Origin of the sequence: Halorussus salinisoli (genome assembly GCA_005239435.1) — an archaeon.
GTDB classification, from domain to species: domain Archaea; phylum Halobacteriota; class Halobacteria; order Halobacteriales; family Haladaptataceae; genus Halorussus; species Halorussus salinisoli.
Genome location: SZNP01000004.1, coordinates 480180 through 504773, shown reverse-complemented (window position 1 = coordinate 504773; position 24594 = coordinate 480180). Strand labels below are relative to the sequence as shown.

Genomic DNA, 24594 nt, shown 5'->3' with positions numbered 1-24594 from the left:
CGTCTCAACGGCTATCCATTCAGCGACCAACGAACTACGTATGGCCTCGACTCGACCCGCGACAGTTCCGGAAGGGTGGCAACTCGCTAGAGACGCTACCTACGACAGCATCATGGAGAGGGAGTTCACGCGGATCACGTACACCGCAAGCGACGGGACGGTAGTCCGAATCGCAACCGTTCAGGGGTCCAATTCGCTCGGTGGTTGGGGTTATGTGGTCTGGACGGTCGGCTCTGACGCAGGCGAACTGGGACTCGTCGAAATGCTCGACGAAGCGACGGAACTCGCCGACGCCTACATGCAAACGTACGAGTGTGAGGACCGATGATCGCCGTTTCGAATCGCGTTCGAATCCCGGACGAACGCACCGATACGTTCGTCGAGCGGCTGCGGAACAGCTACGGTATCGAAGATCGAGACGGGTTCCTCGGTCTGAAAGTGCTCACCCCGATCGAGGCCGAACACCACGTTACGATGACCTTCTGGGAGTCACTCGACGACTACGAGGCGTGGCGAGAGGGCGAAACGTTCGAGCGGGCCCACGAGGACCGGTCCGCCGAGGACGTCTTCGAAGCGCCGAACGAAATCGAAGTTCACGACGTCGCGGTCGAACGTGATCCGACGAAATAGGGATCTTATCTTTTCGCGTACGCGGGGTGATTTCAGTTCTCTTCGGAATCGATCCGTGGATACGACTGGTGGTGACCCGACGAGTTCCGCGCGACGATTCGGACCACGGCACCGGAGCGTCCGTCGTCCCGGGTCTCCGTGCGCTCGTCGTAGTAGAGGACCGTCAGGTCGAGACAGGCGTGGAGGAGTTCGTTGGCGGCGAACCGATATCGGTCGCCACTCGGGCCCGACTGGAGGGAGTCCGACGACCGGAGGTGATGCTGGACGAAGAGCACGCCACCGGTCGTTAGCGCCTCTTTGATGTCCGGAAAGCGATCCACCGCGCGGTAAAAGCTGATAGTGACGACGTCGTAGGTCGATTCGGGGAACGCGTACGTCGGAACGTCCGCTCGAATCCAGTTGGTCCGCTCGTCGACGCCGCGATCGATTGCATTCTGCCGTGCGATCCGTAATCCCTCGCTGGACTGGTCGATGGCGTCGACCTGATAACCCTCTTCGGCGAGGAAGACGGCGTTACGGCCGGTCCCCGTCGCAATGTCGAGCGCCCGGCCGTCGGGGAAGGCGTCGACGTACCTGCGGAGAACCGGCGACGGGTCGGGGTCCCGTGGATAGTCCCCGTCTCGAAAGCGTTCGTCCCACGTTGGCATCGTTTGGCTCACCCGATTCGGGATAGTGCAGTCTCTTTGGCGGTGTCCCCTTCCGCCGGTTGGGTCTCCGTGAGTTCGATCTCTGACACCCACTTGACGCTCTCCCAGCAATCGGACTCGCCGTCACCTGGAATCAGGCGCGCCGGCCCGCCGTGTTCGGCCGGTAGGGGGTCGCCGTCGAGTTCGACCGCGAGAATCGACTCGGAGAGTCGGTCTAGCCGAAACGAGCACGCGTAGTCGCCGTCCATCGCGCGAACGAGCGCGTACTCGCTCCCGGCCGTCGGGTTCGCGCTGTCCAGTACGGTCTCGGCGCGGACGCCGCGCCACGAGAGGTCCTCCGCGACCCACCCTTCCACGCATTCGAAGTCGTCGGTGAACGTTTCGAGGGGAAGTGACGAGAGGTCGCTCTCGGTGAGTCGGAGCGGTCGTTCGACCGTGCCGGTGACGCGGAGGTTCCAGTCGGTCGTATCGACACCGTGTGGGATTTCGTGGCGTTTGAGGTGGTTCATCGTCTGCGAGTTGGATTCGGATGGTGTGCATCGAGTGACTCGATACGAGTCGTACCGTCGGCTATCACGTCGTTTCGACGTGTACTTTCCTTATTCCGTCGATTTCCATCGGTAGGCGGTTCTGAATCGCTCGCGTCGTCATCGGAGAAATCCCGCAATCGCCACACGTCCCCGAGAGTCGAATCCACACTGCACCGGTCTCGGTATCGACGTCCTGTATCGCGGCGCTCCCGCCGTGCATCGCAATCTGGGGGAAGTTCCGCCGGAGAAACGCGGCGACGTCGTTCGCGAGCATCTCGCCGTCGTTTTCGGGCGGTTCCGGTTCGTTCCGGTCGTCTGCGCTCATACAGACAGTATCGGTGGCGAGTGTCGTACTACTTTACCCGAATACGTTCAATCGAGCAGTACTCGCACTCGACCGTGTATCGCTCGCTACGCCGCTTCGACCTCGTTCAGGAGTTCGACGTATGGCGGTTCGTTGGTGGGATCGTCGGCAATCCAGTCGTACGTCACTGTGCCGTCCCCGTCGAGGACGAAGACGGCGCGGTTGGCGATACCGTAGAGCCCGAGTTCCGGGATGTCGATCTCGATATCGTACTCCCGAATCGCTTCCCGGTCCATGTCGCTCACGAGGTCGAATTCGATCCCGTGTTGCTCGCGGAACGCACCGAGCGAGAACGGCGAGTCTGCACTCACCCCGAGAACGGTCGCACCAGCATCTCGGAACTCGTCGTGTCTATCCCGAAGTGCGATCATCTCGTTCGTACACGGCGGCGTGAACGCGCCCGGAAAGAACGCGAGGACGACCGGACCGCTTCCGAGGTGGTCTTCGAGGTCGAACGATTCGTGGTCGCTGGTCCCGATAGTCGCCGAGAAGGTCGGTGCAGTATCTCCAGTGGACAGCATCGAGTTCGGATACGACTGTCAGACAAATAAAGAATTCCGCGAATATAGTCGACGGCTCGTTCGGTACGAACAGGTCCGCTACGCGTACTGCTTCGGTTGCGTGAACACAGGTTGGTTCCCGTCTTCGAATTGCTTGATGATCTGCTCTTCCGCCCGATGCAGTATTTCACTGCACGTCGACTTGGCCATATCGAGTTCGGTAGCGAGGTCTTCCTGCGTACACTCCCGCGGGGAATCGTAGTAGCCCCGTTCGAGCGCGGTTCCGATGACGTCCTGCTGGCGGTCGGTCAGTATCTGACCGAACTGCGCACTGTCCCAGATGTGTTCGACCATGTATCCGAGGTCGGACTGTTCCAACTCCGTCGCGAGCGTCGACAGGCGCGTTCGGGTCGTCGTCAGTTCCCAGCGGACTTGGCCGTCAGCGATTTCGAAGGGCATCTCGACCGGGACACCCGTTTTGTCGAGTAGCGTTAGCAGTATCGGTTCTTCCGCCTCGATCTGGACGAGCGCTCGTCCGTCTCTCTGCTGGAACACTTCTACCGTGTGAACGGCGTCGTATCGTTCGATCTCCTCGGCGACTTCGGTCGGATCCGACGCGACGAGTTCGACGAACCCGACCCCGATTCCGTTGCACGATTGGGCCGACCGTACCTGGAATTTCGCCTCCGGGAACTGTCGCGAGACGTTTCCGATCCAGGTGCGCTCGGGAATCGTGAGAGTGAGTGATGCTCGAACCATTTTAGGCTAACCTAAATCAGAGAGAGTATAAAACGTATTCCCGAACGTGTTCCTCCACATCTGGTGTCACGTCGATGCACATCGGCGAAGATGGACGACGTGCTGTGGAGTGGCAATCCGTCACGGCCAGAGATATCGACAGTCACTGCGACTACAACGACCGTCAGAACTCCTTGTCGGTCTCCCAGACCGTGAAGAGATCGTCGTCGGTGAGCACCGACCGGACGCGGTCGTGCCACGCCTCCCGGAACGCCTCGCGCTCGTCGTCTGACGCTTCGCCGTCGATGAGTTTCGGGAGGTACTGCGTCGCCGCGCCCGCCTCGGGGATGTTGCCGACGTGGTAGGTCACCTCCACGATACCACCGGTGTCCCGCCGGCGGAACGCGAACGTTGGCTCGTCGGCACCGAAATCGCCGAACGACAGCCTCTGCTTGCGGTCGCCGTGACCGCCGGCGAGACCGCCGAACCCGTCCGCTTCCGACGCCCCCGTGACGTAGGAAATTAGCCTCGACATGACGCCGTACGTCGCGTCCTCCTTTGGACCGCCCGCGAGGACCTCGATGTCGCCCCGGACGGGGTACTCGTCCGGGTAGAGTGCGTCGAGACCCACCTGTGCGATACGGAACGCGCCCGCGGCGGTCGGACAGGAGTGGCCGACGGCCTTGACCGCGTCGGCGTACGTGACGACGAACGGAACGCCTGGGTCGAGGACGGCGAGCGCCTCCGCGACCGGGTCCCGTATCTCGATCGGGTCCGTGTCTGCGTAGTCGACAGTCCAATTCGTCCGTTCGGCTGCGTCGGTTGCTATGGATTCACTCATGGTTCGGGTGCTAAGTCGTTGGGATTGGTTTCGGTCGGTAGCGTAACGATTCGATCAGTAGCGTAGCAGGCGCATCCCGTTCAAGATGACCAGCAGGACGCTGCCCTCGTGGACGAGCATCCCCCCCGCGAGGTGGACGTAACTCGTCAGCACGCCCGCGAGCAGGAGCGCCACGGTGACGACGGCGAGGCCGACGTTCTCGTAGATGTTCCAGCGGGTCGCCTTGCTCAGTTTCACTGCGTAGGGGATGCGTTCGAGGTCGTCGGCCATCAGCGCCATGTCGGCAGTCTCGATGGCCGTGTCGGTCCCGGCCGCACCCATCGCGATGCCCACGTCGGCGGTCGCCAGCGAGGGCGCGTCGTTGATGCCGTCGCCGACCATCGCGACCACGTCGCCCCCGTCCATGAACGACCGGATGGCGGTCTGCTTGTCCTCGGGCAGGAGCTCGGCACGGTAGTCGTCGATTCCCACCTCCTCGGCGACGGCGGCCGCGGTCCGCTCGTTGTCGCCGGTCAGCATCACCGTCTGGACGCCCGCGTCCTCGAGTTGCGAGACGACGCCGGGCGCCGCTTCGCGGAGTTCGTCGCGCATGGCGATGACGCCGATGACGTCACCGTCGAGAGCGACGTGTACCGCGGTCTCGCCGCGCTGCTCGCGCTGCCGGACGTACGTCGCTACGTCGTCCGGAATCGGGATGTCGCGCTCGTCGAATAATGCGCGATTCCCGACGGTGATCTCGCGCCCGTCGTGGTGCGCGATGACGCCCTTCCCGGCGACGACGTCGAAGTCGTCGGGGTCCGGAACGGTTACCGCCTGCGCCACCGCACCGCCGTCTGACCGCAGGTCCGACGAGGGTCGCCGTCCGTCGGTCGGCTCACCGCCATCTGCGGCGACGTCGCCGCCCGGCTCCCGGACGTCGAAGTCGTCGACCGCGTCGAGGACGGCCTGCGCGAGGTGGTGTTCGCTCTTCTTCTCGGCGACGGCGGCCAGTCGGAGCGCCTCCGCGGCGTCGTAGTCGAAGCCCTCGACCGCCGAGACGGCTGTCTCGCCCTTCGTGAGGGTGCCGGTCTTGTCGAAGGCGACTACGTCGATTTTGCCCGCCGTCTCGAGGTGTTCGCCGCCCTTCATCAAGACGCCCTTGCGCGCGGCGTTGCCGATGGCGCTCACGATGCTGACCGGCGGGCCGATGACCAGCGCGCCGGGACAGCCGATGACCAGCAGCGTGAGTGCCATCATCTCGTTCCGAGTGACCGCGTACGCGACGACGGCGAGCAGGATGATGGCAGGCGTGTAGTACGTGGAGAATCGCTCGATGAGCGTCTCCGTCGGTGCTTTGGCCTCCTGGGCCTCCTCGACGCGCTGGATTATGCGCTGGAGGGTGGTGTCGGTCCCAGTGCTGGTCGCGGTGACCTCGAGAGCACCCTCCTGGTTGATGGTCCCGGCGTACACCTCGTCGCCATCGGCCTTGTGGACGGGCGCGCTCTCGCCGGTCACCGGTGCCTGGTCGATGGCGCTCTCGCCGTCGATCACCTCGCCGTCGACGGGGACCTTGTCCCCGGGCTTGACGATGACCGTCTCGCCCTCGTCGACCTCGTGGGCCGGCACCTCGACCTGCTCGCCGTCGCGGCGGACGACCGCCGTGTCCGGCGTCATCTCCAGCAGTTCCTGGAGCGCGTTGCGGGTCTTACGCATCGTCCGGCCTTCGAGGTAGCCGCCGAGCGCGAACAGGAAGACCACGGCGGCGGCCTCCCAGTACTCGCCGATGGCTATCGCACCGAGTGCGGCCAGCGTGACTAGCGTGTTGATGCCGACCGACCCGTTCTCGAGCGTGTGATACGCCTTCTTCGCGATGTCGTAGCCGCCCACCACGGCCGCGAGCACGAGGACGACCGTGCTGACGGTGTCGTAGGCGGAGAACTCGCCGATGGCCCAGCCGCCTGCGTACAGCAGGCCGCTGGTGCCGGCGACGATTCCCTTTCTGTGTTTGCGGAAGTATCGTTTCCAGTTCACTCGTGTTCACCTCGGGTATAGGTACAGAACGTGAGTTGGGACGTAGGTAGGGTGGGTAAGCGGTGGGTAGGGGTGGGTAAGCAGTAGATAGGAGGTTACGCGGGCTGGGGCGTGTAACCCTGGTTCTCGATTGCCCGTTCGAATTCGGTCGGGTCGGCGGTCGCGTCGTCGTACTCGACTTCTACCCGGCCGGTCGTGTAGTGAACCTCGACGGACTCGACGCCGGTCGTCTGCTTCAGTGCTCGTTCGACGTTGTTCGCACACGTCGGGCAGTCGAAATCCATCACGCGGAATTGAGTCGTTTCTGTCATCGTCTGTGTCGTCTCCACTCTCACCTACGAACCACGCTACTAAAGGTATTGCTCAAATGATAAGTTTGGGCGGGTCCAGCTCCGGTATACGCGTTTCGACCAGGGATTCGACCGTTCCAATCGGTCGTTTAGGGCCTCCCGACGACTTCTGAACACCTTTGTACGTCCTGACCCAAGTAGCAGTAGAACCATGGCCGAATTCTCGACCGACGTCTCGCTCGAGGACGTCGCGGTACGCGACCCGCGTATCTCGTCGGCCGTCGACGAGCCGGTTCGAGCGATGATCCTCGACATGCTCGCCGAACGCGACATGACGATCCGGCAGGTCCACAGCGAGTTGGCCGACCGCGGGTACGACCGCACGGAGAACACCGTCCGCCACCACGTCAACGAACTCCGCGACGTGGGGCTCGTCGAAGTCACACAACTGGAGGAGCGTCGCGGAGGAACTACGAAGTACTATCGCGCCAACACCATCCTGTTGTCGTACTCCGTCCCCGAGGAGCACGAGGCGGCCGTCGACGAGATGGTCGACCGAATCCAGCCCGACGTGGCGGAACTTGTCGCCGTGCTCGAAGACGAGTTCGGCGAGACGTTGCGGGCGATTTCGGGGGAGATGAGTCCGTGCGAGCACTGTCGGACCCAGAAGTACGAGACGTTCCTCCTGCTGACTGTCCTGAGGCGGGCGTTCGTCAGGGCGCATGCACGGGACGTGCTCGGCGGCGACGAGTAGCGGAAGTCACTCACCACCGTCGTGACCGTACCACACCTTCTCGGAACTTTACTTATGGTACCTGGGATGGTACTGGGGTTCTCAATCGAAACGACCGTCGAATTCGATAACTGGACGCGAAGACACTTTTTCGACGACTACCGAGTAGCGTATATGCTAAAACCCACATCACGAGTCTCCTTTGGGGGTGGTGAGTGATGGCTACGCTCGCTCAACAGCTCGAACAACTCGCTGGTCTCGGAATCCTCGTCGTCGCAGTCGCACTCTTGTCGTTAAGCCTCCTCGCGTGGCGACGGGAGCGGGACCGCCGAATGCTTATCGTGAGCGTCGCCTACGGTCTGTTCGCGATACACGGATTCGTCGTGTTCGCGGAGTATTTCGTCCTCGAGTACGGACTGCTCCCGTTCGCGCAGGTCGAACTGATCGAACACGCTTCGGCGTTTCTCGTCCTGTTCGGCCTGCTCGCGTTCTTCACCGCTATCAGTCGGGAGTAGTACGATGGAGGAGCCAGACCTCGAATCGCGCCGCGAGATATACGGACTCGTCGAGGAGAACCCGGGAACCCACTTTCGACACCTCCTCGAGCAACTCGACTACGCACAGGGGACTCTCCAATACAATCTGCGGCAATTGATCGACGACGGACTCGTCGAGTCCTCCGACGATGGAAAGTACACCCGGTACTATCCGGCCGGTGAGTTCAGCGAGAGCGACCAGATCGTGATGAACGCGCTCCGTCGGAAGTACTCCCGGCACATCATCGCTCACCTCCTTGCGGACGGTCCGCTCACCACCTCCGACCTAAGCGACCGTCTCGAGAAGTCCAACTCGACCATATCGTGGCACCTGTCGAAACTCACCGACGCGGATCTCGTCACGAAAGAACGCGATGGGGTCGCAGTCTATTACACGCTCACGGATTCAGAACGAGCGAGATACCTCTACACGATACACCGCCAGAGCTTCACGGACAGACTCGTCGACCGACTCCTCGGTCTCTGGGAGTCCTACTGACCGACGTCGGTGCAGAAACGCAGGTCGGGGGACTCCAACTGAACCGCGAGCGGCCGAGGGGAGAACTCGATGTCCGGGCCACTCGATTACGGTGAGAACTTCGAGTACAGGTCAGCTTGTTGGGGCAGCAGTCTAGGTCACTCGCCCGAGTCAGGAACTTACGCCGTCGGCGGTCGAAACTATCCCAAGACGGGCCAGTGTTCTCAACAGCAGGACGTACACGAGGAAGACTACTCCCGCGATCAGACCCGGTCGGAGAAGTCCGACGAGGTCGGTACCGACTGCTGCGGCGTGGATCGTCCCGAATACAAACGCCCCGTACGTGAACGCGTGGACGACCCTCGGCGTCCACGGCCACTCGAACCGACGGGCGTCCAAGAACCCGAGAACGCCGACGATCAGTAGCAGAAATGCACCTGCACCGACAGCGACGCCGCCGAGCAGGTACGAGGCTCCATACGCGGGTGTCGGTACCTCACCGACGACGATGAACCAAGTGTCCACGACACCGAGTATGCCGTGGGCAAGTAACACGAGTAACGCGAAGACGGAGACTTCGATGTGAATCCGGCGGGCAGTGTCCGTGATCGATCCGAACCCCTCTGCGTTGTACAGGATACCCGTTAATACGGCGAGATAAAGCGCTGCGTAGCCGACCAGGCCGGCGGCGCGGTCGAGATACCAGACGAGGTCCATTACGACGCCCCCGTGGTCGTGACGATGTCCGGACAGCCGTCCCCATCCTGGAACCCGTTCTTCGTCTCCGGTCGAGTCGGACAGGCATCCTGCGAGTCGCCGATTCCGTCACCATCGTAATCCCCGGCCGCCTGTCTGGTCGTGACCTGGTCCGAGACGGCATCCGCTTTCTGGGCCTCGGTCGCCATGCGATTCCGCTCGCCAGCAATGTCCCACACGATCACGGTTGACAGCACGAGCAGGACGATTGCGAGCAGCGCGATCGTCCGATTAGTACTCCGAGACATGCTCAGTGAACCCCTCTGTCGGGTTGAAGACCCCGTCGTGAACGACGAGTGCTTCTACTCCGTCCCACTCGGCAATCTGTGCCAGCGCGTCGTCGGTCGGTAATACTGCCAGTGTCGTCGCGAGCGCGTCGGCCTCCATGCAGTCGCGCTCTGCGACGACCGTCACGAGGTCGTGACGACTCCCGATTCGCTCGGTCCCGGGATTGTAGATGTGGTCGGTGCCGTCGCGATGGCGGTTGTAGCCGGCGGACGTGGCGACGTTCCACCGAGTGTCGAGGGTCTTCAGCGGCTTCGAATCGCCGTACGGACTCTCGATGCCGACGGCACCCGTCGGGTGAGCGATGTCGCCGCCGCCGTCGACGAACCCATCGCGACCGAGTCCGGTGAGAGTGTCGTAGACCCGATCGACGATGTATCCCTTGGCGAGACCGTTGAGGTCGAGCGGGACGTCGGCCGTCACCCGCGAACCAGACACTCGAACCTCACCGGGTTCGAACGAGTCCGGAGGTGTATCCCGGTCCCGCTGGAGATACGCCTTCAGGTCGTGTTCGAATCGACCGTTGACGATGTCGAACGTCCCGTCGGTCCTATCGCAGTACTCTAAGCCGCGATGAACGAGTCTGGCGACGTGGTGATTCGTCACCTCGCCGGTCCGATTCAATTTTGCGACCGCACTGTCCTCGTTGAACGCGTTCAACTGTCGTTCGAGGGTACGTGCGGTTTCCTCTGCGCGATTCATCGCGCGGTCGCTCTTCCACCCCTGAACGTGAAGTTCGAAGGTCGTATCGCAGCATTTGAAGCGCCGAGTCCGGCGTTCGCGCTGCGAGACGATTTTTGACGTGAGACTCATGATTCCTGTTTCACGGCTTCGTGCGATTCCGAGTCGCCTCGCACCGATGGTCGGCGGGTCCGACCACCTCTAGTCATCATCACCACGTTCGTCGTCCTCATCTTCCTCGTGCTCCTCGTCTTCTTCGTGTTCTTCGTACTCTTCGTGCTCCTCGTACTCGCCGGACCCCGATCGAGTCTGGACCGCGGGGGTGAAGTCGGGGTTCGGCGTCGGTGTGTTCTGTGCGAACTGGGCGTTCGTGCTTCCGCTGTCATCGGGGCCGTCCGAACCGGGCAGTAGTGTCGGCGACATTAGACCGAACGACACGAGTCCGGTGAGCAGCGCCCCGACGAGGGTCAATGCGACGAGTCTGTTCGTTGGGACAGGTATTCGCATCGTACTCGTCTCGAACGAGCGACCCCTACTGAATAGGGCTTCGCGTCCATCCGTCGAATCCTCGTCCAATCGTCGAATCATCGTCTTTCGAACCGTTGGCCGACCGGTGACGTCTACGAGCGGGACGACGAGCCGACCTATATCCGCGAGCGGCCGTTCTTCGAGGACTTCTCGCTGGAAGCCCCCGGCGTCGCTGACGTCGACGGTGCGCGTTCGCTCATGTTGCTGGGCGACACCGTGACCACGGACCAAATCAGCCCTGCCGGGCCGTTTGGCGAGGACCTGCCCGCCGGTCAGTGGCTCGCCGAGCGCAAGGTCGAACCCCACGAGTTCGACACCTACGGCTCCCGACGGGGAACCACGAGGTCATGATGCGCGGTACGTTCGCTAACGTCCGAATCGAGAACGAGATGCTGGAGGGGAAGGAGGGCGGGTATACCGTCCACCGACCATCCGGCGAGGAGACCACTGTCTTCGAGGCGTCCGAGCGCTACGCGAGGAGGGCGTGTCGCTGGTGGTGCTCGCCGGCGAGGAGTTCGGCACCGGCTTCTTCCGATCTACCATTGCATCTTCGTTCCTCGTCGTTCTGAGCAAATAGCTGGCTACGTATCGAACTATTACTCCGAGGGCTGTACGTCCATCTGCTCCTCGACGAACCAGTGAACGATGTGGCCTTCCGCACGATGGAGAGTATCGCTACACGTGGCGTTTGCTATCTCGAGAACGTCGGCCACATCGCCGAGTGTCGCATCTCGCGGAGTACGATAGTACCCTTCTCGAACCGCTGTTAGCAACACCTCCTGCTGGCGTTCAGTCATCAACTGGTCTGCCGGATTCGCATCGATTGCGCGGACGTGTTCGATTGAGAATCCAATGCCAAGGTCCTCGAGTTGAGTGCGAAGACGGGAGAGGCTATTCGGTGACGTCGTCGACTCCCACATGGCCTGACCATTTTCGATATCGAACGGCGTCGTGAGCGGGACTCCGGCCCGCCAAACGGGGAGGAGGAGAATAGGATTCGACGTTCGAATCTGGAGAAGAGCTTCGTCCTCGTGTTTCCAGAGTAGCGCGAGATCCTCAACGTCTTCACGGGCCTGAATATCGGTGATAACGGGTAGCGGATCCGTAGCGATAAGGCGAACGAGGCCGATGCCCGTGTCTTCACCGGGCATGCTCGCAATGACCTTGAAAATTAACTCCGGGTTTTGAGCCGAGATTTCCCCGATCCATGTAGTTTCCGGGATGTCGATTGTGAGTTTAACGTGGGGCATCGAGCGTCAGTTCCTCGTAATCGTTCACGGGGAATAACTCCAACTACGAATATGTTAGCAATCGGCCCGATGCTTCGCACGAGTGACTAACCGACCGAAGCCAATATCTCGACTCGATGTTGGGAAATACTATACGTGCAGGCTCGGACACAACCGAAGCGCTCCTTCAGCCTCCACCGTTTCACGGAACCGGCGCACGCCCTATCTTGGGCGAATCGATGTCCCGTGCGTCTCGTAAGCCTACAGAGTTCACGACCTCCTGGACTGGTCAGCGATGATGCCCGATTTCAGCGAGTGGATCACGGACAATGCCCGCATCGTCATCGTAGTCATGCTCGTCGCGTCGGCAGTCGTCGCTGCTGGTGTCCCGATGGTCGAACGTTCGACCTCGCTCGACCAGTTCCAAACGGACGCGGACGAGGCCGACGCGCTCGATTACGCTGATGCGAATTTTTCCTCGGGAACCGCGGATACGACCACTGCACAGGTTATCGTCCAGGATGACGACGTTCTCGATCGGGAAACGCTCGTCTCCATGCTCGAATACGAGCGGTCCCTACGGAGTAACGAGACGGTCAACAAGACCCTCGTCGCGAACGACTCGACGCGGAGTGTCGCGAACCTACTCGCGACCACGTCGATTCGTCAGAACCAACTCGACGTACTTCGAAACCGCCAGAGGGAACTCTACGAAACGAAATCGGCGCTTAACGAGTCCCTCGAACGACTCACACAAAACCCGAACGCTAGTATCCGAGCGGAGTTCGAGAACGTCGACGCCAATACGTCCGTTAATCTCAGCGAGGAGGATTACGTGCTCTTCGAGGATAGTGTCCACCAGCGACGCGCGACCGGCGACCAGAATACGACCGGTGGCCAACGACACGAAACGGGGGAGGCGAATCAGAGCATCACCCAACGAATTCTCGCCGACGAGTATGCGGAATTGTCTAACGATAAACGAGCGGCTGAGAACCTCGATCCCTCTCTCGCTGCACAGATAGACCAGCTTCGGTCGATGAACAACTCTCAGGTCGACGCCCTCGCCGCGGATACGCTCGCCGGAAACGCGAGTCAGTCGTCGCAAGCGCTGGCGTTCATGCCCGACTACTACGAACCGGGGTCGACCGAGGTCAACGCTACGCTGATGGTAGTCACTCAGGAGACACCCGGTGGGTCGTTCGCTCCGGGTGATGCACCCGACGAAATCGAGGACGCCCAAGCGGCCATGACGGAACTCGTCTCGGACGACGAATCGATGTCCGTCATGATTTACGGGGACGGCATCGTCTCCACGGAAATCACCGACTCGATGGTGGACAGCGTCCTACTTGTCGGCCCGCTTGCCATCGCGTTCGTCCTTTTCGTCCTCGTAATCGTCTACAGAGATCTGCTCGACATTCTGCTCGGTCTTATCGGGATCGCACTGGTCCTCGTGTGGACGTTCGGCACGATGGGCTGGTTCGACATCGCGTTTAGCCAGCCGTTCATCGTCGTGCTCGTTCTGCTCATCGGACTCTCGATCGACTACGGTCTTCACGTCGTAATGCGCTTCCGTGAGGTCCGAAAGTCCAGCGACACGTCTCCCAATCGCGCCATGTCCGTCGCACTCGGAAGCGTTGGTGTGGCGCTCGTCTACGTCACCATGACGACTGCCATCGGCTTCCTCTCTAACCTCACGAGCCCACTGTCCATCTTCCGCGAGCTCGGAATCGTCAGCGCGATTGGAATCGTCGCTACGCTGTTCGTCTTCGGCGTCTTCATTCCGGCGCTGAAAGTCGAACTCGACGAACTCTTAGAGTCTCACGGAATTAACCGAATCAAACCCGCAGTCGGGACCGGTCGCGGGCCGGTCAACCGCGTCCTCGAAACCGGCGCGACGTTGGCTACGAAAGCCCCGTACCTCGTCATCGTCGTCGCGCTCCTCGTTAGCAGTGCAGGCGCCTACGGAGCGACGGAGATAGAAGCCAGTTTCCAGCAGTCGGACTTCCTCGCGGAGGACCCTGCCGACTGGCTGAAGGACCTGCCCGAACCGATCGCGCCGGGGACGTACACGGCCGAGTCGGCCATCGATACGTTGGATTCGGATTTCGTCAGACGCGACACGAAGGCGACGATTCTCGTCAGAGGAGACGTCTCCGACCCCGCGACGCTCGACCGACTCGATTCGGCGCAGGAGAACGCCAGCGAGATGGATGCTACGGAGACCTACGCCAACGGAGAGCCAGTGATTACCGACCCGCTCACGGTGATGGAACGGGTCGCGGCGGAGAACGAGTCGTTTAACGCGACGCTCGCGGCCGCCGACACGGACGGTGACAGGGTTCCGGACCGAAACGTCACGGGCGTCTTCGACGAACTCTACCGGGTTGCGCCCGAGGACGCGGGCGGGGTTGTCCACCGCGACGACGGGGAGTACCGGGCGCTCCAGATGGTTGTGACCGTCGACGGTGACGTCGAGGACGAGACCGTCCACGATCAGATGAACTGGGTGGCGGAGGACGTCGACGGCGACGGCGTCTCCGCGATAGCGACGGGAGACGTCATCGTCAACCAGATCACGGCAGCCCAACTGGCGGAGACTGCATTCATGAGTCTGGTTGTCGCGCTATTGGCGGTACTCGTCGTCCTCGCGGTCGCCTACCGGATTACCGAGGGGAGCGCCTCGCTTGGAGTCGTTACCATCGTCCCCGTCGCGTTCACCCTGACGTGGGTGCTCGGGACGATGGCGCTGCTCGACATCCCGTTTAACATCGTCACCGGGATGATCACTGGTCTCACGATAGGACTCGGCGTGGACTACAGCCTCCACATCAGCGAACGGTTCAACCAGGGACTCAAGAGTGCAGACACGATCGAGACGGCATTGCGTGAGACCGTGATCGGTACCGGCGGGGCACTGCTCGCAAGTGCCGCGACGACAGCCATCGGATTCGCGGTGTTGCTCGTCGCGATACTCCCCTTCCTCCAGTCGTTCGGCCTCATCACCGCACTTACGATCGTCTTCGCCTTGCTCGCTAGCGTGTTCACCCTGCCGAGTTTGCTGGTGGTCTGGGCTCGACGCGTCGGTCACGGAACAGGCATTGACTCGCACACGTCCGACGAGTCCCTCCCGGCTAAATACGACGTCAAACGAACGATAGATCGGCGATACGTGCTACCGAATCAGTCCGTCCCGGTGACAGTCTCGTTACGGGACGTTAGCGGTCGGGTAGCGCTCCAAGAGGCGGTTCCCGGTGAGATTGACGTGCTCGACGTCGTACCTGAACCGGTCGCCGTCGATCTACACGACGGAGCAGTGTCCGTGTTCTGGGACGTCCAGGAACCGTCGATGGAGGCAACCGTCTCGTACGCGACTGAACTCCCCGAGGAAAGCAGCGACGGCAACGAGTTCACCTTCGAGGGTGTCGTCGAAGACGGCGATGGCCAGCACACGATCGGCGGTGACGATACGGTAACCGTCGTCGACGATGTCTTCCAGCGCATCATCGAACGTGGTGAGGTCACCAATTCGGACGTCGAAATCGCCATCGAGCGCGAGGACATCACGTCCGAGGAGTTCGACCGACTTCGCCGAGCGTGGCTCCGAACAGATTGAGTAGGTCCATCGACCGTCAGTATTCGGACCGAGTCGGTCGATGTGTCGAACAGTCTCTCGTCCGTTCCGTACGATTCGACCCGAAAACACCGCAATAACCCGGATTCGTTCGGCAGAGAACCGACGGGTTCGATTCTGGGTCCGTAACCTCCGGGAGTACCAAAGCGCCGTTCTGAACGGTCGAAGCGTTCGCTCGGAGGAAAGACTGGAGTACGTGGCCGCCATCTGGGAGCGTACCACGAATGGCACGTCTCGAACGACTCCGAGTCTATCCCGTGAAGGGACTCGACGGAATCGACGTCGAAACCGCCGAGGTTCTCGACGGTGGAACGCTGGCCCGTGACAGGGAGTTCGCGCTCTTCGATGAGAACGGCGACGTTATCAACGGCAAGCGGACCGACCGGGTCCACGAACTATCGACAGACTTCGACCCCGCGTCGGGCGAGTTCTCGGTCGAGACGCCCGACGACGAGACGCGGCGATTCGACCTCTACGGCGACCGCACGTCCGCCGAGCGGTGGTTCAGCGACTTCTTCGATGCGGACCTGACGCTCCGGCGAGATACGTCGTTGGGGTTCGTCGACCGCCGGGAGATGGGACCGTCGGTCATCAGTACGGCTACGCTCCGGACCGTCGCGTCGTGGTTCGACGGGATGACCGTCGAGAGTGCGCGGCGGCGACTCCGGGCCAACGTCGAGGTCGCTGGCGTCCCTCCGTTCTGGGAGGACCGATTCGTCGGCGACGGGGCTCCGACCTTCGAAATCGGCGGGGTTCGATTCGAAGGCGTCACGCCGTGCGGTCGGTGCGTCGTCCCCCAGCGCGACCCGGACACGGGCGACCCGCTCCCCGAGTTCCGCGAGCGGTTCGTTCGGAAACGGCGGGAGACGTTCCCCGAGTGGGCCGACCAGAGCGCGTTCGACCACGATTACACGCTGATGCTCATCGCTCGGGTTCACGAGTCGGACCGCGCCCGAACGCTACGCGTCGACGACCCCGTCGACGTGGTCGACTGAGTTCGCGGTTTCACCGGATTCCTGCGACGCTTTCGGCAAGATTAATTGACTGCATTCACCCGTCTATCGGACCGGTCCGGAGGGCGAGACGACCCGTCGGGAACTGCGTGAGACGAGGAACGGGACTGGTGTGCGGGTCGAACGCAGTGTAGGCGAACGCCTGCCAGAGTACGCGCTCGGGATAGGGCCGGTTCGACAGGTCGACGCCGAGAGAGGTCGCGAGGGCGGCGTAATCGAGCTCCCCCTTCGTCGTCGGGACGGGAACGGGTCTCGAAACGGTATCGAGTTCGAGACCGAACGACGGGAACAGTCGGTACTCCGCGCCGGGGGCCGGATGGTGCAGTTCTCGTTCGCCGGGGAATCGAACGACGAGTTCGGGGGTAACGGACGCTGTCCCGCCGTCGCCGTCCGCACGTTCGACCGTTTGCTCCGCGAGCGAAACGCGGCGGCGCGTTCCTGCCGGAACGACGTACTCGGTCCCGTCGGCCAGTAGTTCGAGCCGTGATGCGGAGAGTTCGCGTATCCGAACGTCGGGAACGGAGTACGACCCGACGAGCGTCGTCGTCGAATCGCCGGCGACGGTTCCGCCCACGACGACCTCTGACTCATCACCCCGACGAGAAACGAGGTCGGGAGCGTGCGGACCACTCTCCGTGACGACCGAGAGCGCGTCCGTCGTCGCACAGATACCCTCCCAACCAGTCCGGTCGCTCGTCGATGCGTCGAGCGTCGGACGCCAGTAGAAGACCCGATGGTCACCGTCGAACTCGTAGGGAACCGCATCCGGAAAGAACGACTCGCCGTATCTTGTCGGGGCGAGGTCCGGGTGTTCGAGTTTGAGTTCGACGTAGGGGAACGTTCCGACCATCGGATTCGGCCAGTCGGTGTGGGGTGATTTCGTCCACCGGATTTCCGTGGTCTCACCGTCCGCCGACGCGGTATCGTTCATCAGGTCGAAACTCGGGGCCCAGGTACGAAACGCTGTCTGCATATATGTTCGGGCGGAGTGCGGTCAGTATTCGGATAAACTGATAGCCTGGGCAGAGGCCGACGGCCGACCCGGATGTCAGCGAGACGGCGGCACCCCACCGTCTCGTTATCTGGAACATCTACACAACTAAATATAGGAATACAATGCTTTAACAGATGAAAAAATTTCCAAAAAATGGGTGTACCGTGGGGCGGCGTTCGACTCGGGAATATATTCGGAGATACTGAAAGGGTCGTTCGGCAAGTAGAGCTATCCATGAGCGCTATCCCCGGCGGTCTCGATACCGAACGACAACCGCCGATGACGGTTCCGCTCCGTCACTTCGTGATCGGACTCGGATTCCTGCTGGTCGGAGTGGTCGTCGGTACCGGACTGGTCACCGGCACGGTCCCCGGACTGGGGACGCTGGCGCACGTCCACCTGCTATTGGCCGGATGGGTCTGCATCACCATCATGGGCGCGATGACGCAGTTCGTCCCCGTCTGGTCCGGGACGTCCATCCACTCCCAGCGACTCGCGAGCGTCCAGTTGACGCTCGTCACGACCGGGTTGCTCGGGTTCGTTCTCGGACTGCTACTCGGGGAGTTCCGCTGGTTAGGTCCGTTCGGTATACTGATATTGGTCGGCTTCTGGACGTTCGTCTACAACGTCGGCCGGACGTTAGCGACGGTCGACGGCCTCGACGTGACCGAGCGCCACTTCGTCTTCTCGTTACTGTTCTTCCTCGTCCTCACCACGTTCGGTGTTCTCCTCGCCGTGGATCTCGCTCGTCCGATTCTTCCGTCGCTGTCGGTGAGCCACGAAAATCTTCTCGGAGCACACGCGACGTTGGCCGTCTTCGGGGCGGTTCTGACGACCGTCTACGGCGCGCTGTACCAACTCGGAACGATGTTTACGCAGACCGAACTACACGGAATCGACAACTATCTCCGGCCCATCGAGGAGGTCGGGCATCCGGTGGGCGTCGTCCTCCTCGCCACCGGGCGACTCGTCGACGGTGTCGCCGTCGCTCGAATCGGGGGACTGCTGATACTCGTCGCCGCGCTCTCGTTCGGACTCGTCCTCGCACGGAAACTCTACGAGATGCAGGTCGAGTGGACCCCGATGCACAGCCGGTACACGGTCGTCACTCCGGCGTTAGTGACGTGGGCGCTGCTGTCGATTCCGGCGTGGCTCGACCGCCCGACCGCGCGAGAACACCTGTTCGGCGCGTCGGGGTCGATCCACTTGCTGGTGCTCGGCGTCGTCGGGTTCGTCGTCGTGGGCACGCTCTACCACATCGTTCCCTTCATCATCTGGGTGCATCGGTACAGCGACCTCCTCGGGTTCGAGGACGTGCCGATGATCGACGACCTCTACGACGACAGACTCGCGGCGACGGACTTCGTGCTCTTGCTCGTCGGAACCGCGGTGATCGTCGTCTCGGATGTGGGAGGATTCGGCTCGGCCCTCACCACCGTCGGGGGTATCTCGGTGGGTCTCGGCGTCGTCGTCTTCACGACGAACGTGTTGCTGGTGATCCGCGAACACAGTCCGCACTCGCTCGACCGGGTGGTTCTCGGGTCGATGAGTCCTCGGCGAGAAAGAGCAGAGAGCGACGAGACGATGACCCCGGACCGGCGACCCTAAAACGGTGCGTCGGGACCGTACCCCCGACTCGTGCCCCCGGTCCCGTCGGAACAACCGCTCTTGCCGCCCCGTCTTCCGGAACCACCGGCCCTCCCCTCGGGACCGTCACGTCCACCCTCGGGGACGTGAGTCAGCGTTCCGGTCTCCAGATACTCCGCTTCCAGTTCCTCGAGCGCCTCGTTGATTTCGTCGTAGCGGTGGTGCATCTGGTCGACGCGAACCCGGACGAGGTCGTAGTCGTGGCGTTCGCTCAATCCGTTCCACGCTCGGAACGAGCCCTTGGTGAGCGTGTCGCTCTGGGGGCAGAACGGCGTCGTCGGCGTGAACTCCGCCCGCAAGATGGACGGGTCGTCGGACTCTTCGGCGTATCGATACCCGGCTTTGGGGTGGCGCGTGTCCAGGTTGAGTCGCGCCAGGTTGTACCCGAAGGTCATGTCGTACACGCTCCGTTCCTCGAAGATCTCCTTCGTCACCTGGTGAAACTCGACGTGGTCCTCACCGGTCAGTACGTCGTGTCCCCTGAGGAACTGACCCGGAGTCGGGTTATGCTCTGCGTCGAACTCGTCGTAGTCGCCGAAGAGTCCGCCGCTGCTATCGTCGTCGTCGCCGAACGGTGATGGGAATCCGGCCATATCGGAACTTCGTTCCGTACTCATACGACGATACTCCCCAATATGTTCACGCCTCAGTATATAGCCGTCCGCTTCGAGAACGCGTAACCGAATGCCTTGTGACCTCAGCGGACCCGCACGCGAGTCACGTATCCGCCGCAATCACAGCGGCCGTCGTCGGTGATGTCGACGGACGTCCCACTCGACCGGAGTTCCGCGTACAGGTAGTCGGACGGATGCCCGTGTCGTTCGTGAGTGACGACGTCGAGGCGGGTTCCCGAGGCGGTTTGTTCGACGGCGTCGAGGGCTTCGGCGACTACCAGTCGACGGTTCTCCGCGTGAGCGTCCGTTTCCAGATCAGCCACCCACGGCCGGTCGTGGACGCGGCGCGTTACCGGCTCGCGGTCCTCGGCACCCTGCGAGTCCGACATGCTAATCACCTTCTCCGTTGGGGTCGGCTACTCCCGCCGCCGGCTTGGTCGTCGAACTCCGCTCTTCGAGGAACGTCTCCAGGTCGGCGAGTTCGTTCCGCCGCTGCATCTGGACTGCCGACTCGGTGACGAACGTCCCGAATCCACTCGTCGGTGGCTCGAACCGCGTATCGGTCGTGACGCTACATCCCCCGTCGGTTTCGGTGACGGTGTACCGCGTTCGCATCTCCCCGAAAACTCCCTCGACTTGTTCGTAGCTAAGTGTTGCATCGTCGTCAACGAGTCTGACCCTGAGTTCGATCTGTTTTACTGCCACCGACTTCGTGAGCGTCAGTGTCTCGCCGTCCCGATCTACCTCGAACCCGACGGCACGAAGGAACGTCTCCGCGTCCCGTATCGCTTCCCGTACGACGCCAGCCGGCGTGTCGAACTCGCGCGTCACCGAGACCGTTTTCATGTGTTCTGATTACAACTGTACGGGGGAGTAGATTGACGCGAACATATCCGTGACGAGACTTAGTTTCGGTGAGCCTAATTCAAAGATAGGGTGACTCCGGAATGACCGATCCACCGATGGAGGCTGGCGCGACCGTCTCGAACGACCTCTTCGACAAGTACGTACTTCCGAAAGTTGCGCTCGCGGTCATCCTGGCCGCCTCGCTGGTCGGTACCTGGGTGACCGGTCGTCTCGGCAGTTCGGGGACGGTCGCCGTCATGCTCGTCAAGTGGTCGTACTTCGTGGCTCTCGGCGTTCTCACCGGCGGACTCGTCTGGAAGCACCTCTTCGTTCGACCGCGGGACCTCGGGACGGACGCGAGCGAGTACTGTGCGGAGATGTACTCGCGGTTCGACAACGTGGCTACCGGCACCGTCGTCGTGCTCGTGTTGAGCGGACCGGTCGTCCTCGCCGAGTACGTCTCGTCTCTCGGAATCAGCCCACTCGTAGCCAGTCTCGGCGTGGTGTTCGCCACGTGGGTCGGAACGACGACCGTAACGACGGGTCGCTCGGCACCGGTCGACGAACAGTTTCGGAGTTTCGGCGGACTCCTCACGATGTCCCTCGCTCTGACGGTCGTCGTCGTGACGGCGCTCGCGGAGGTGAGTCTTCGAGGCTTCGATCCGATGGCGGCGGTCGTCCGGATACTGCACCTCCTCGCGTTCGCCGCGTGGATCGGCGGTGCGGTCTGGAACATCTTCGTCGCCGTCCCGACGGGACAGCGGCGTCCGACGACGGCCGTCGTTCGGGCCGCGGGCGAGCAACTCGAACGCTTTCGGTGGGCGGTTCGGTTCATCATCCCGACGCTGTTCCTGACGGGGCTGTACCAGGCCGTCGACGCACTCGGCGTCAGCGCCGGAAACTACCTAGGCAGTCTCGTGGGCATCGCCGTCCTCGCCAAGGTCGGGTTCATCGGACTGCTGTTCGTCATCTTCAAAACCTGCCCGATGTGGCGGGCCTGCTCGCCCATCGACGGCGTCTGTGAACTCGAAGACCTCGGGGGCGACCGACCGTCGAGCACTCCAGCGGAGGCGGAGGCCGATGACTGAGGTCGAAGTCCCCGAGACGGCACCGGACGTCGACCCGGACACGACGGTCGACAATCGGGGGCGCGGCTGTGCGAGCGGAATCGCTCGCGTCCAACGTGCGCTCGAGGACCTAAACGACGGTGCAGTACTGCGGATTCAGAGCACCGACCGGCGGGCGAAACGGGAGTACCCACAACTGGCGGCACAGACCGATCACGAACTGCTCGCGATCGAAACGAACCGGAGCGGTCTCCTCCGAAAGGAGTACGCGACGTATCTCGAAATACACCATGAGTGACCGACAGACAGCCGCGGAACGTAGCGAAGACGCACAGAACACCGACCGAACGCAGTGGGAACGGCTGGCCGACGCCGACCCCATTCGGATCCGCGACCCACTAGCCGAAGTACTCGGCATGGTTCCCGAGGGCGAACCGCTGGTCGTCACCTTCGACGAGGTTGCGAAAGCGGCCGGACACGCGTGTCCGGCCGTGGCGGGCGCGTATCGGAGCACGCAGATTGCCCTGGAGCAGCTCTACCCCGACGGACTCCCGGTCCGGTCACGGATTAGCGTCGTCGTCGGCGGTAGTCCCGACGAACCGGGACTCGGACCGATGGCGAACGTGATTCGGCACATCACGGGCGCTGCCGACCAGACCGGATTCGGAGGATTCGGTGGCTACGGTGGCCGCGAAAACCTCCTCTCGTACGACGATATCGACGCACCTGGACGGGCCTTCCGGTTCTCTCGCGAGGACACTGACGACTCCGTCCTCGTGACGTTCGACCCGTCGGCGACCGGCGTCGATCCGGACGACGGAGGCGGCACACCGATGCAGACCGTCGGCAAACTCGTCGCCGGCGAGGCGACCGATGCGGAGGCCGAGGATTTCTACGAGTCGTGGCACGGGCGAGTCCAGCGAATCTTGACTGCGCCGGTCGAAGGCGGGCCGTTCACCGTCTCCGTTTCCGAGTGACCACGGCCCGTAGTCGAAGTTACGTTTCTCGAAGCGATGGTCCGTAGAGAGCGAGGCGGGAATCAGCGATCTGCGTCGGTCACGTCCCGAACGAGGTTGAAAACGCCGACGGGCTCACCGTTTTCGTCGGTGACGACGCGGGCCCCGCTGGTCTCTATCTCGATGCGCTCACCGTTTTTGTGGAGCGCGGGGACCTGTGCGCGCGCCACCGGCGGACTGGACGTTTCCCCGGCGTCGAGCGCCTCGTCGTAGCCGCGCCAATGGGCGTCACGAAACTTCTCGGGGACGATGACGTCCAGCGTCTCGCCGACGGCTTCCGTACGCGAGTAGCCGAATATCTCCTCGGCAGCTTCGTTCCAGAGGCGGATAACGCCGTCCGCGTCCGCGAACATGACCGCTTCGCCTGCCTGTTCGACGATTCGCTCGCAGAGCCACTGTCGGTCGGCTGAAAGTCCATCAGTCATGTAGCTGCCGGAAGTTTCTACCTGCGAGTTATATTCCTATTCCCGAACAGCTACGCGTCGCTGCGTCGGACCCCGCCTTCTGACGAGCGAGACCGTCGTTCGGTCGAGACGTGCAACTTCCGATTCTGACCAGTACAGCGGAGAGCGAGACTCGGTGTGGCCGAAGACTCGGATTACGAACGATTCGTTCGAAATATCTGTCGAGAGTGTAAAACCGTGGCCTACTATCGACACTCTACTCGGGCTGATGGTATTTGTCTGAAGTAGATGGGCTCTTCCGGCTCGTCGCGGCGGCATCATCCCAGTAGCCTCCGAGCCATCAGATACGTGTAACCGGTCGTCCCGAACACGGCGAGGGAACTCCCCGCCTCGTGGAACCACGAGTACGCCGTGAACGCGCTGATAGCTTGGAGACCGACCCCGAACGCGAGGAGTAGTATCGTCGTCAGTGCCGTCCGTTCGGTTGCCCCGGGGAACTGGCCGTTCGTCACGGGGAAGAACTGGTAAGCGTAGCCGATGATAGTCAGTAGGAAGAATCCGCCGAGGACGACATCGACGTGAACGCCGACGAGAGTAGCAGTACCGACTCCGAACGCGACGAGGGTAACCGCTCCAACTGCGACGGCACCGCTCAGCGCCCCGAGGGCGATACCGTACAGTCCCGTTCGCCGTCGGTCCGTCCGGTACATGACGACGGCGACGAGTCCGACGTACCCACTCATCGCGACGAATTCGAGTCCCGCGCCGACGAGAAACCAGGGTGGACGCCAGAAGTTCAGCGCCAGTGTACCGGGTGCGACGGCTCCGCACAGGAGGACGACCCAAGAGAGATACCGGGGCGGTGACTCGTGGAAGAACCCGGTTAGTAGCCTCGCTCCGAGTGCGAAGATCAGCAGCGCCGCGAACCCGGCGGCATAGTAATGGACTACGGTGGGAAACGATCTGCCTACTAACTCCGGAAGCGAGGTGACCATCGAAAGGAGCGCGACCGTGCCGACGACGAGATACCCGACCGCGACCGGAAGTAGCATCGTGGCTAGTCGCGTCGAACGCTGGGGTCGGTCCGCGGACCGGAATACGATTTCGGAATCGGTTACGACCGCGGGGGCGACCGTCCACAGAAGCGTCCCGACGAAGATAGCGACGCCGAGGCTCCAGAGGGACTCTCCGAGTGCAACGAGAGACGGACTAAGCCCAACGAGACCATCAGTGACGAGAACTCCCGTTCCGGCGTACGCGGCGGCGAAGTGGACTCCCGGCAGCCGTCGGGTCGAGAGCGTACGGCCGACGTAGGAGGGGAGCAGGAGGTACGCCATCCCGAAGACCATCGGGAGTACAGCCCCGAAGATACCGACGATAGCCGTTGTTCGTAGAGAAACGTCGAAGAACGAACTACCCTGGAGAGCGACCATCGAGAGAGCACTCGCCATCGTAAAGTATCGCGTCCAGCGACTCGTTCCACCGGCCGTAGCCATGCGTCGGACTCGTTCGGCCAACTATTTCTGCGTTCTCAAAGGATGCCGGGCGCTGTCACTCGTCGTCGTCCACGACGATGGCAG

Annotated in this window: 29 protein-coding genes and 2 pseudogenes; 12 read left to right on the top strand and 19 right to left on the bottom strand. The window is 62.2% G+C overall.

The genetic code is table 11. The features are described from left to right. Window positions 1–40: 40 nt before the first annotated feature. Window positions 41–328, top strand: coding sequence for a hypothetical protein (locus E2484_RS13715; protein ID WP_137285761.1), 288 nt, complete (start codon window positions 41–43; stop codon window positions 326–328). Then, window positions 325–630 carry an antibiotic biosynthesis monooxygenase family protein gene (locus tag E2484_RS13710; RefSeq protein WP_137285760.1) on the top strand — a complete coding sequence of 102 codons (306 nt, stop codon included), beginning with the start codon at window positions 325–327 and terminating at the stop codon, window positions 628–630. Before E2484_RS13715 ends, E2484_RS13710 begins: the two co-directional genes overlap by 4 nt. A gap of 32 nt (window positions 631–662) precedes the next feature. On the opposite strand, the gene E2484_RS13705 is transcribed toward E2484_RS13710, so the two are convergent. The 8 genes and pseudogenes from E2484_RS13705 to E2484_RS13670 form a co-directional block, all read right to left on the bottom strand. After that, complete coding sequence (locus E2484_RS13705) at window positions 663–1277, bottom strand: class I SAM-dependent methyltransferase (protein WP_137285759.1); 615 nt, start codon at window positions 1275–1277, stop codon at window positions 663–665. An 8-nt stretch (window positions 1278–1285) separates the two neighbouring features. After that, window positions 1286–1786 (bottom strand): molybdopterin-dependent oxidoreductase, encoded by a 501-nt coding sequence (locus E2484_RS13700; RefSeq protein ID WP_137285758.1) that lies wholly within the window; start codon window positions 1784–1786, stop codon window positions 1286–1288. Between the two features lie 70 nt (window positions 1787–1856). After that, a pseudogene (locus E2484_RS13695) lies at window positions 1857–2132 on the bottom strand (NifU family protein); the annotation flags it as partial. Window positions 2133–2218: 86 nt separating this feature from the next. Continuing rightward, window positions 2219–2692 carry a redoxin domain-containing protein gene (locus E2484_RS13690; RefSeq protein ID WP_137285756.1) on the bottom strand — a complete coding sequence of 158 codons (474 nt, stop codon included), beginning with the start codon at window positions 2690–2692 and terminating at the stop codon, window positions 2219–2221. A 78-nt stretch (window positions 2693–2770) separates the two neighbouring features. Beyond that, on the bottom strand, window positions 2771–3430 hold the full coding sequence (locus E2484_RS13685; protein ID WP_137285755.1) for a helix-turn-helix domain-containing protein: 660 nt from the start codon (window positions 3428–3430) through the stop codon (window positions 2771–2773). Between the two features lie 163 nt (window positions 3431–3593). Continuing rightward, a complete protein-coding gene (locus E2484_RS13680; protein WP_137285754.1) occupies window positions 3594–4250 on the bottom strand; it encodes an FmdE family protein in 657 nt (218 codons plus the stop codon). Window positions 4251–4304: 54 nt separating this feature from the next. Further along, on the bottom strand, window positions 4305–6260 hold the full coding sequence (locus tag E2484_RS13675; protein WP_137285753.1) for a heavy metal translocating P-type ATPase: 1956 nt from the start codon (window positions 6258–6260) through the stop codon (window positions 4305–4307). 95 nt (window positions 6261–6355) lie between these two features. Next, the gene (locus E2484_RS13670; protein ID WP_137285752.1) at window positions 6356–6571 is read right to left on the bottom strand and encodes a heavy-metal-associated domain-containing protein; all 216 of its coding nucleotides are present in this window, start codon (window positions 6569–6571) and stop codon (window positions 6356–6358) included. A 190-nt stretch (window positions 6572–6761) separates the two neighbouring features. On the opposite strand from E2484_RS13670, the gene E2484_RS13665 reads away from it, so the two are divergent. From E2484_RS13665 to E2484_RS13655, 3 genes are all read left to right on the top strand, one after another. Continuing rightward, complete coding sequence (locus E2484_RS13665; protein WP_137285751.1) at window positions 6762–7304, top strand: winged helix-turn-helix domain-containing protein; 543 nt, start codon at window positions 6762–6764, stop codon at window positions 7302–7304. 197 nt (window positions 7305–7501) lie between these two features. Next, window positions 7502–7798 carry a hypothetical protein gene (locus tag E2484_RS13660; protein ID WP_137285750.1) on the top strand — a complete coding sequence of 99 codons (297 nt, stop codon included), beginning with the start codon at window positions 7502–7504 and terminating at the stop codon, window positions 7796–7798. A 4-nt stretch (window positions 7799–7802) separates the two neighbouring features. After that, window positions 7803–8318 (top strand): winged helix-turn-helix transcriptional regulator, encoded by a 516-nt coding sequence (locus E2484_RS13655; RefSeq protein WP_137285749.1) that lies wholly within the window; start codon window positions 7803–7805, stop codon window positions 8316–8318. A gap of 150 nt (window positions 8319–8468) precedes the next feature. Here E2484_RS13655 and E2484_RS13650 read toward each other — a convergent pair whose 3' ends face one another. The 4 genes from E2484_RS13650 to E2484_RS26100 form a co-directional block, all read right to left on the bottom strand. Next, complete coding sequence (locus tag E2484_RS13650; protein ID WP_137285748.1) at window positions 8469–9014, bottom strand: hypothetical protein; 546 nt, start codon at window positions 9012–9014, stop codon at window positions 8469–8471. Further along, the gene (locus E2484_RS13645; protein WP_137285747.1) at window positions 9014–9301 is read right to left on the bottom strand and encodes a thrombospondin type 3 repeat-containing protein; all 288 of its coding nucleotides are present in this window, start codon (window positions 9299–9301) and stop codon (window positions 9014–9016) included. Before E2484_RS13645 ends, E2484_RS13650 begins: the two co-directional genes overlap by 1 nt. Beyond that, entirely contained in the window at window positions 9285–10151 is an 867-nt protein-coding gene (locus E2484_RS13640) for an FAD:protein FMN transferase (protein ID WP_137285746.1), read from the bottom strand. The genes E2484_RS13645 and E2484_RS13640 overlap by 17 nt, the downstream gene beginning before the upstream one ends. 69 nt (window positions 10152–10220) lie before the next feature. After that, the gene (locus E2484_RS26100; protein WP_137285745.1) at window positions 10221–10526 is read right to left on the bottom strand and encodes a hypothetical protein; all 306 of its coding nucleotides are present in this window, start codon (window positions 10524–10526) and stop codon (window positions 10221–10223) included. 99 nt (window positions 10527–10625) lie between these two features. Here E2484_RS26100 and E2484_RS26095 point away from each other — a divergent pair. Beyond that, window positions 10626–11094, top strand: a pseudogene (locus E2484_RS26095) (aconitate hydratase); the annotation flags it as partial. A gap of 49 nt (window positions 11095–11143) precedes the next feature. On the opposite strand, the gene E2484_RS13625 reads toward E2484_RS26095, so the two are convergent. Next, a complete protein-coding gene (locus E2484_RS13625; protein WP_137285744.1) occupies window positions 11144–11797 on the bottom strand; it encodes a helix-turn-helix domain-containing protein in 654 nt (217 codons plus the stop codon). A gap of 274 nt (window positions 11798–12071) precedes the next feature. Between E2484_RS13625 and E2484_RS13620 the strand changes: the two genes are divergently transcribed. After that, complete coding sequence (locus E2484_RS13620; protein ID WP_321112619.1) at window positions 12072–15395, top strand: MMPL family transporter; 3324 nt, start codon at window positions 12072–12074, stop codon at window positions 15393–15395. Between the two features lie 242 nt (window positions 15396–15637). Beyond that, window positions 15638–16408, top strand: coding sequence for an MOSC domain-containing protein (locus E2484_RS13615; RefSeq protein ID WP_137285743.1), 771 nt, complete (start codon window positions 15638–15640; stop codon window positions 16406–16408). Between the two features lie 55 nt (window positions 16409–16463). On the opposite strand, the gene E2484_RS13610 is transcribed toward E2484_RS13615, so the two are convergent. Beyond that, window positions 16464–17357 carry a hypothetical protein gene (locus tag E2484_RS13610; RefSeq protein WP_137285742.1) on the bottom strand — a complete coding sequence of 298 codons (894 nt, stop codon included), beginning with the start codon at window positions 17355–17357 and terminating at the stop codon, window positions 16464–16466. A gap of 297 nt (window positions 17358–17654) precedes the next feature. Between E2484_RS13610 and E2484_RS13605 the strand changes: the two genes are divergently transcribed. Then, a complete protein-coding gene (locus E2484_RS13605) occupies window positions 17655–19028 on the top strand; it encodes a hypothetical protein (protein WP_137285741.1) in 1374 nt (457 codons plus the stop codon). Here E2484_RS13605 and E2484_RS13600 read toward each other — a convergent pair. From E2484_RS13600 to E2484_RS13590, 3 genes are all read right to left on the bottom strand, one after another. Beyond that, window positions 19025–19660 carry a hypothetical protein gene (locus E2484_RS13600; RefSeq protein WP_137285947.1) on the bottom strand — a complete coding sequence of 212 codons (636 nt, stop codon included), beginning with the start codon at window positions 19658–19660 and terminating at the stop codon, window positions 19025–19027. The two genes, E2484_RS13605 and E2484_RS13600, sit on opposite strands and share 4 nt — an antisense overlap. 104 nt (window positions 19661–19764) lie before the next feature. Further along, complete coding sequence (locus E2484_RS13595) at window positions 19765–20070, bottom strand: CGCGG family putative rSAM-modified RiPP protein (RefSeq protein ID WP_137285740.1); 306 nt, start codon at window positions 20068–20070, stop codon at window positions 19765–19767. 1 nt (window position 20071) lies between these two features. Beyond that, entirely contained in the window at window positions 20072–20527 is a 456-nt protein-coding gene (locus E2484_RS13590) for an SRPBCC family protein (protein ID WP_137285739.1), read from the bottom strand. 101 nt (window positions 20528–20628) lie between these two features. On the opposite strand from E2484_RS13590, the gene E2484_RS13585 reads away from it, so the two are divergent. From E2484_RS13585 to E2484_RS13575, 3 genes are read left to right on the top strand one after another with little or no spacing between them, the layout of a single operon-like run. Then, a complete protein-coding gene (locus tag E2484_RS13585; protein WP_137285738.1) occupies window positions 20629–21615 on the top strand; it encodes a hypothetical protein in 987 nt (328 codons plus the stop codon). After that, on the top strand, window positions 21608–21892 hold the full coding sequence (locus tag E2484_RS13580) for a sulfurtransferase TusA family protein (protein WP_137285737.1): 285 nt from the start codon (window positions 21608–21610) through the stop codon (window positions 21890–21892). The genes E2484_RS13585 and E2484_RS13580 overlap by 8 nt, the downstream gene beginning before the upstream one ends. Next, window positions 21885–22571: a hypothetical protein gene (locus tag E2484_RS13575; RefSeq protein WP_137285736.1), complete on the top strand. Its 687-nt coding sequence runs from the start codon at window positions 21885–21887 to the stop codon at window positions 22569–22571. Before E2484_RS13580 ends, E2484_RS13575 begins: the two co-directional genes overlap by 8 nt. Before the next feature lie 62 nt (window positions 22572–22633). Here the strand turns inward: E2484_RS13575 and E2484_RS13570 are convergent, their stop codons facing one another. Both E2484_RS13570 and E2484_RS13565 read right to left on the bottom strand, forming a co-directional pair. Then, window positions 22634–23035 carry a PAS domain-containing protein gene (locus E2484_RS13570; RefSeq protein WP_137285735.1) on the bottom strand — a complete coding sequence of 134 codons (402 nt, stop codon included), beginning with the start codon at window positions 23033–23035 and terminating at the stop codon, window positions 22634–22636. Window positions 23036–23331: 296 nt separating this feature from the next. Next, on the bottom strand, window positions 23332–24510 hold the full coding sequence (locus E2484_RS13565; protein ID WP_137285734.1) for a hypothetical protein: 1179 nt from the start codon (window positions 24508–24510) through the stop codon (window positions 23332–23334). Window positions 24511–24594 lie beyond the last annotated feature (84 nt).

What these genes read in the sequence shown, in the direction of transcription:
- E2484_RS13690 (WP_137285756.1), bottom strand. Translation starts at nt 2,692, where the DNA reads ATGCTGTCCACTGGAGATACTGCACCGACCTTCTCGGCGACTATCGGG.
- E2484_RS13670 (WP_137285752.1), bottom strand. Translation starts at nt 6,571, where the DNA reads ATGACAGAAACGACTCAATTCCGCGTGATGGATTTCGACTGCCCGACG.
- E2484_RS13620 (WP_321112619.1), top strand. Translation starts at nt 12,072, where the DNA reads ATGATGCCCGATTTCAGCGAGTGGATCACGGACAATGCCCGCATCGTC.
- E2484_RS13640 (WP_137285746.1), bottom strand. Translation starts at nt 10,151, where the DNA reads ATGAGTCTCACGTCAAAAATCGTCTCGCAGCGCGAACGCCGGACTCGG.
- E2484_RS13605 (WP_137285741.1), top strand. Translation starts at nt 17,655, where the DNA reads ATGAGCGCTATCCCCGGCGGTCTCGATACCGAACGACAACCGCCGATG.
- E2484_RS13580 (WP_137285737.1), top strand. Translation starts at nt 21,608, where the DNA reads ATGACTGAGGTCGAAGTCCCCGAGACGGCACCGGACGTCGACCCGGAC.
- E2484_RS13570 (WP_137285735.1), bottom strand. Translation starts at nt 23,035, where the DNA reads ATGACTGATGGACTTTCAGCCGACCGACAGTGGCTCTGCGAGCGAATC.
- E2484_RS13680 (WP_137285754.1), bottom strand. Translation starts at nt 4,250, where the DNA reads ATGAGTGAATCCATAGCAACCGACGCAGCCGAACGGACGAATTGGACT.
- E2484_RS13565 (WP_137285734.1), bottom strand. Translation starts at nt 24,510, where the DNA reads ATGGCTACGGCCGGTGGAACGAGTCGCTGGACGCGATACTTTACGATG.
- E2484_RS13705 (WP_137285759.1), bottom strand. Translation starts at nt 1,277, where the DNA reads ATGCCAACGTGGGACGAACGCTTTCGAGACGGGGACTATCCACGGGAC.
- E2484_RS13585 (WP_137285738.1), top strand. Translation starts at nt 20,629, where the DNA reads ATGACCGATCCACCGATGGAGGCTGGCGCGACCGTCTCGAACGACCTC.
- E2484_RS13685 (WP_137285755.1), bottom strand. Translation starts at nt 3,430, where the DNA reads ATGGTTCGAGCATCACTCACTCTCACGATTCCCGAGCGCACCTGGATC.
- E2484_RS13645 (WP_137285747.1), bottom strand. Translation starts at nt 9,301, where the DNA reads ATGTCTCGGAGTACTAATCGGACGATCGCGCTGCTCGCAATCGTCCTG.
- E2484_RS13710 (WP_137285760.1), top strand. Translation starts at nt 325, where the DNA reads ATGATCGCCGTTTCGAATCGCGTTCGAATCCCGGACGAACGCACCGAT.
- E2484_RS13610 (WP_137285742.1), bottom strand. Translation starts at nt 17,357, where the DNA reads ATGAACGATACCGCGTCGGCGGACGGTGAGACCACGGAAATCCGGTGG.
- E2484_RS13625 (WP_137285744.1), bottom strand. Translation starts at nt 11,797, where the DNA reads ATGCCCCACGTTAAACTCACAATCGACATCCCGGAAACTACATGGATC.
- E2484_RS13660 (WP_137285750.1), top strand. Translation starts at nt 7,502, where the DNA reads ATGGCTACGCTCGCTCAACAGCTCGAACAACTCGCTGGTCTCGGAATC.
- E2484_RS13650 (WP_137285748.1), bottom strand. Translation starts at nt 9,014, where the DNA reads ATGGACCTCGTCTGGTATCTCGACCGCGCCGCCGGCCTGGTCGGCTAC.
- E2484_RS13575 (WP_137285736.1), top strand. Translation starts at nt 21,885, where the DNA reads ATGAGTGACCGACAGACAGCCGCGGAACGTAGCGAAGACGCACAGAAC.
- E2484_RS13615 (WP_137285743.1), top strand. Translation starts at nt 15,638, where the DNA reads ATGGCACGTCTCGAACGACTCCGAGTCTATCCCGTGAAGGGACTCGAC.
- E2484_RS13715 (WP_137285761.1), top strand. Translation starts at nt 41, where the DNA reads ATGGCCTCGACTCGACCCGCGACAGTTCCGGAAGGGTGGCAACTCGCT.
- E2484_RS26100 (WP_137285745.1), bottom strand. Translation starts at nt 10,526, where the DNA reads ATGCGAATACCTGTCCCAACGAACAGACTCGTCGCATTGACCCTCGTC.
- E2484_RS13655 (WP_137285749.1), top strand. Translation starts at nt 7,803, where the DNA reads ATGGAGGAGCCAGACCTCGAATCGCGCCGCGAGATATACGGACTCGTC.
- E2484_RS13590 (WP_137285739.1), bottom strand. Translation starts at nt 20,527, where the DNA reads ATGAAAACGGTCTCGGTGACGCGCGAGTTCGACACGCCGGCTGGCGTC.
- E2484_RS13595 (WP_137285740.1), bottom strand. Translation starts at nt 20,070, where the DNA reads ATGTCGGACTCGCAGGGTGCCGAGGACCGCGAGCCGGTAACGCGCCGC.
- E2484_RS13600 (WP_137285947.1), bottom strand. Translation starts at nt 19,660, where the DNA reads ATGGCCGGATTCCCATCACCGTTCGGCGACGACGACGATAGCAGCGGC.
- E2484_RS13700 (WP_137285758.1), bottom strand. Translation starts at nt 1,786, where the DNA reads ATGAACCACCTCAAACGCCACGAAATCCCACACGGTGTCGATACGACC.
- E2484_RS13665 (WP_137285751.1), top strand. Translation starts at nt 6,762, where the DNA reads ATGGCCGAATTCTCGACCGACGTCTCGCTCGAGGACGTCGCGGTACGC.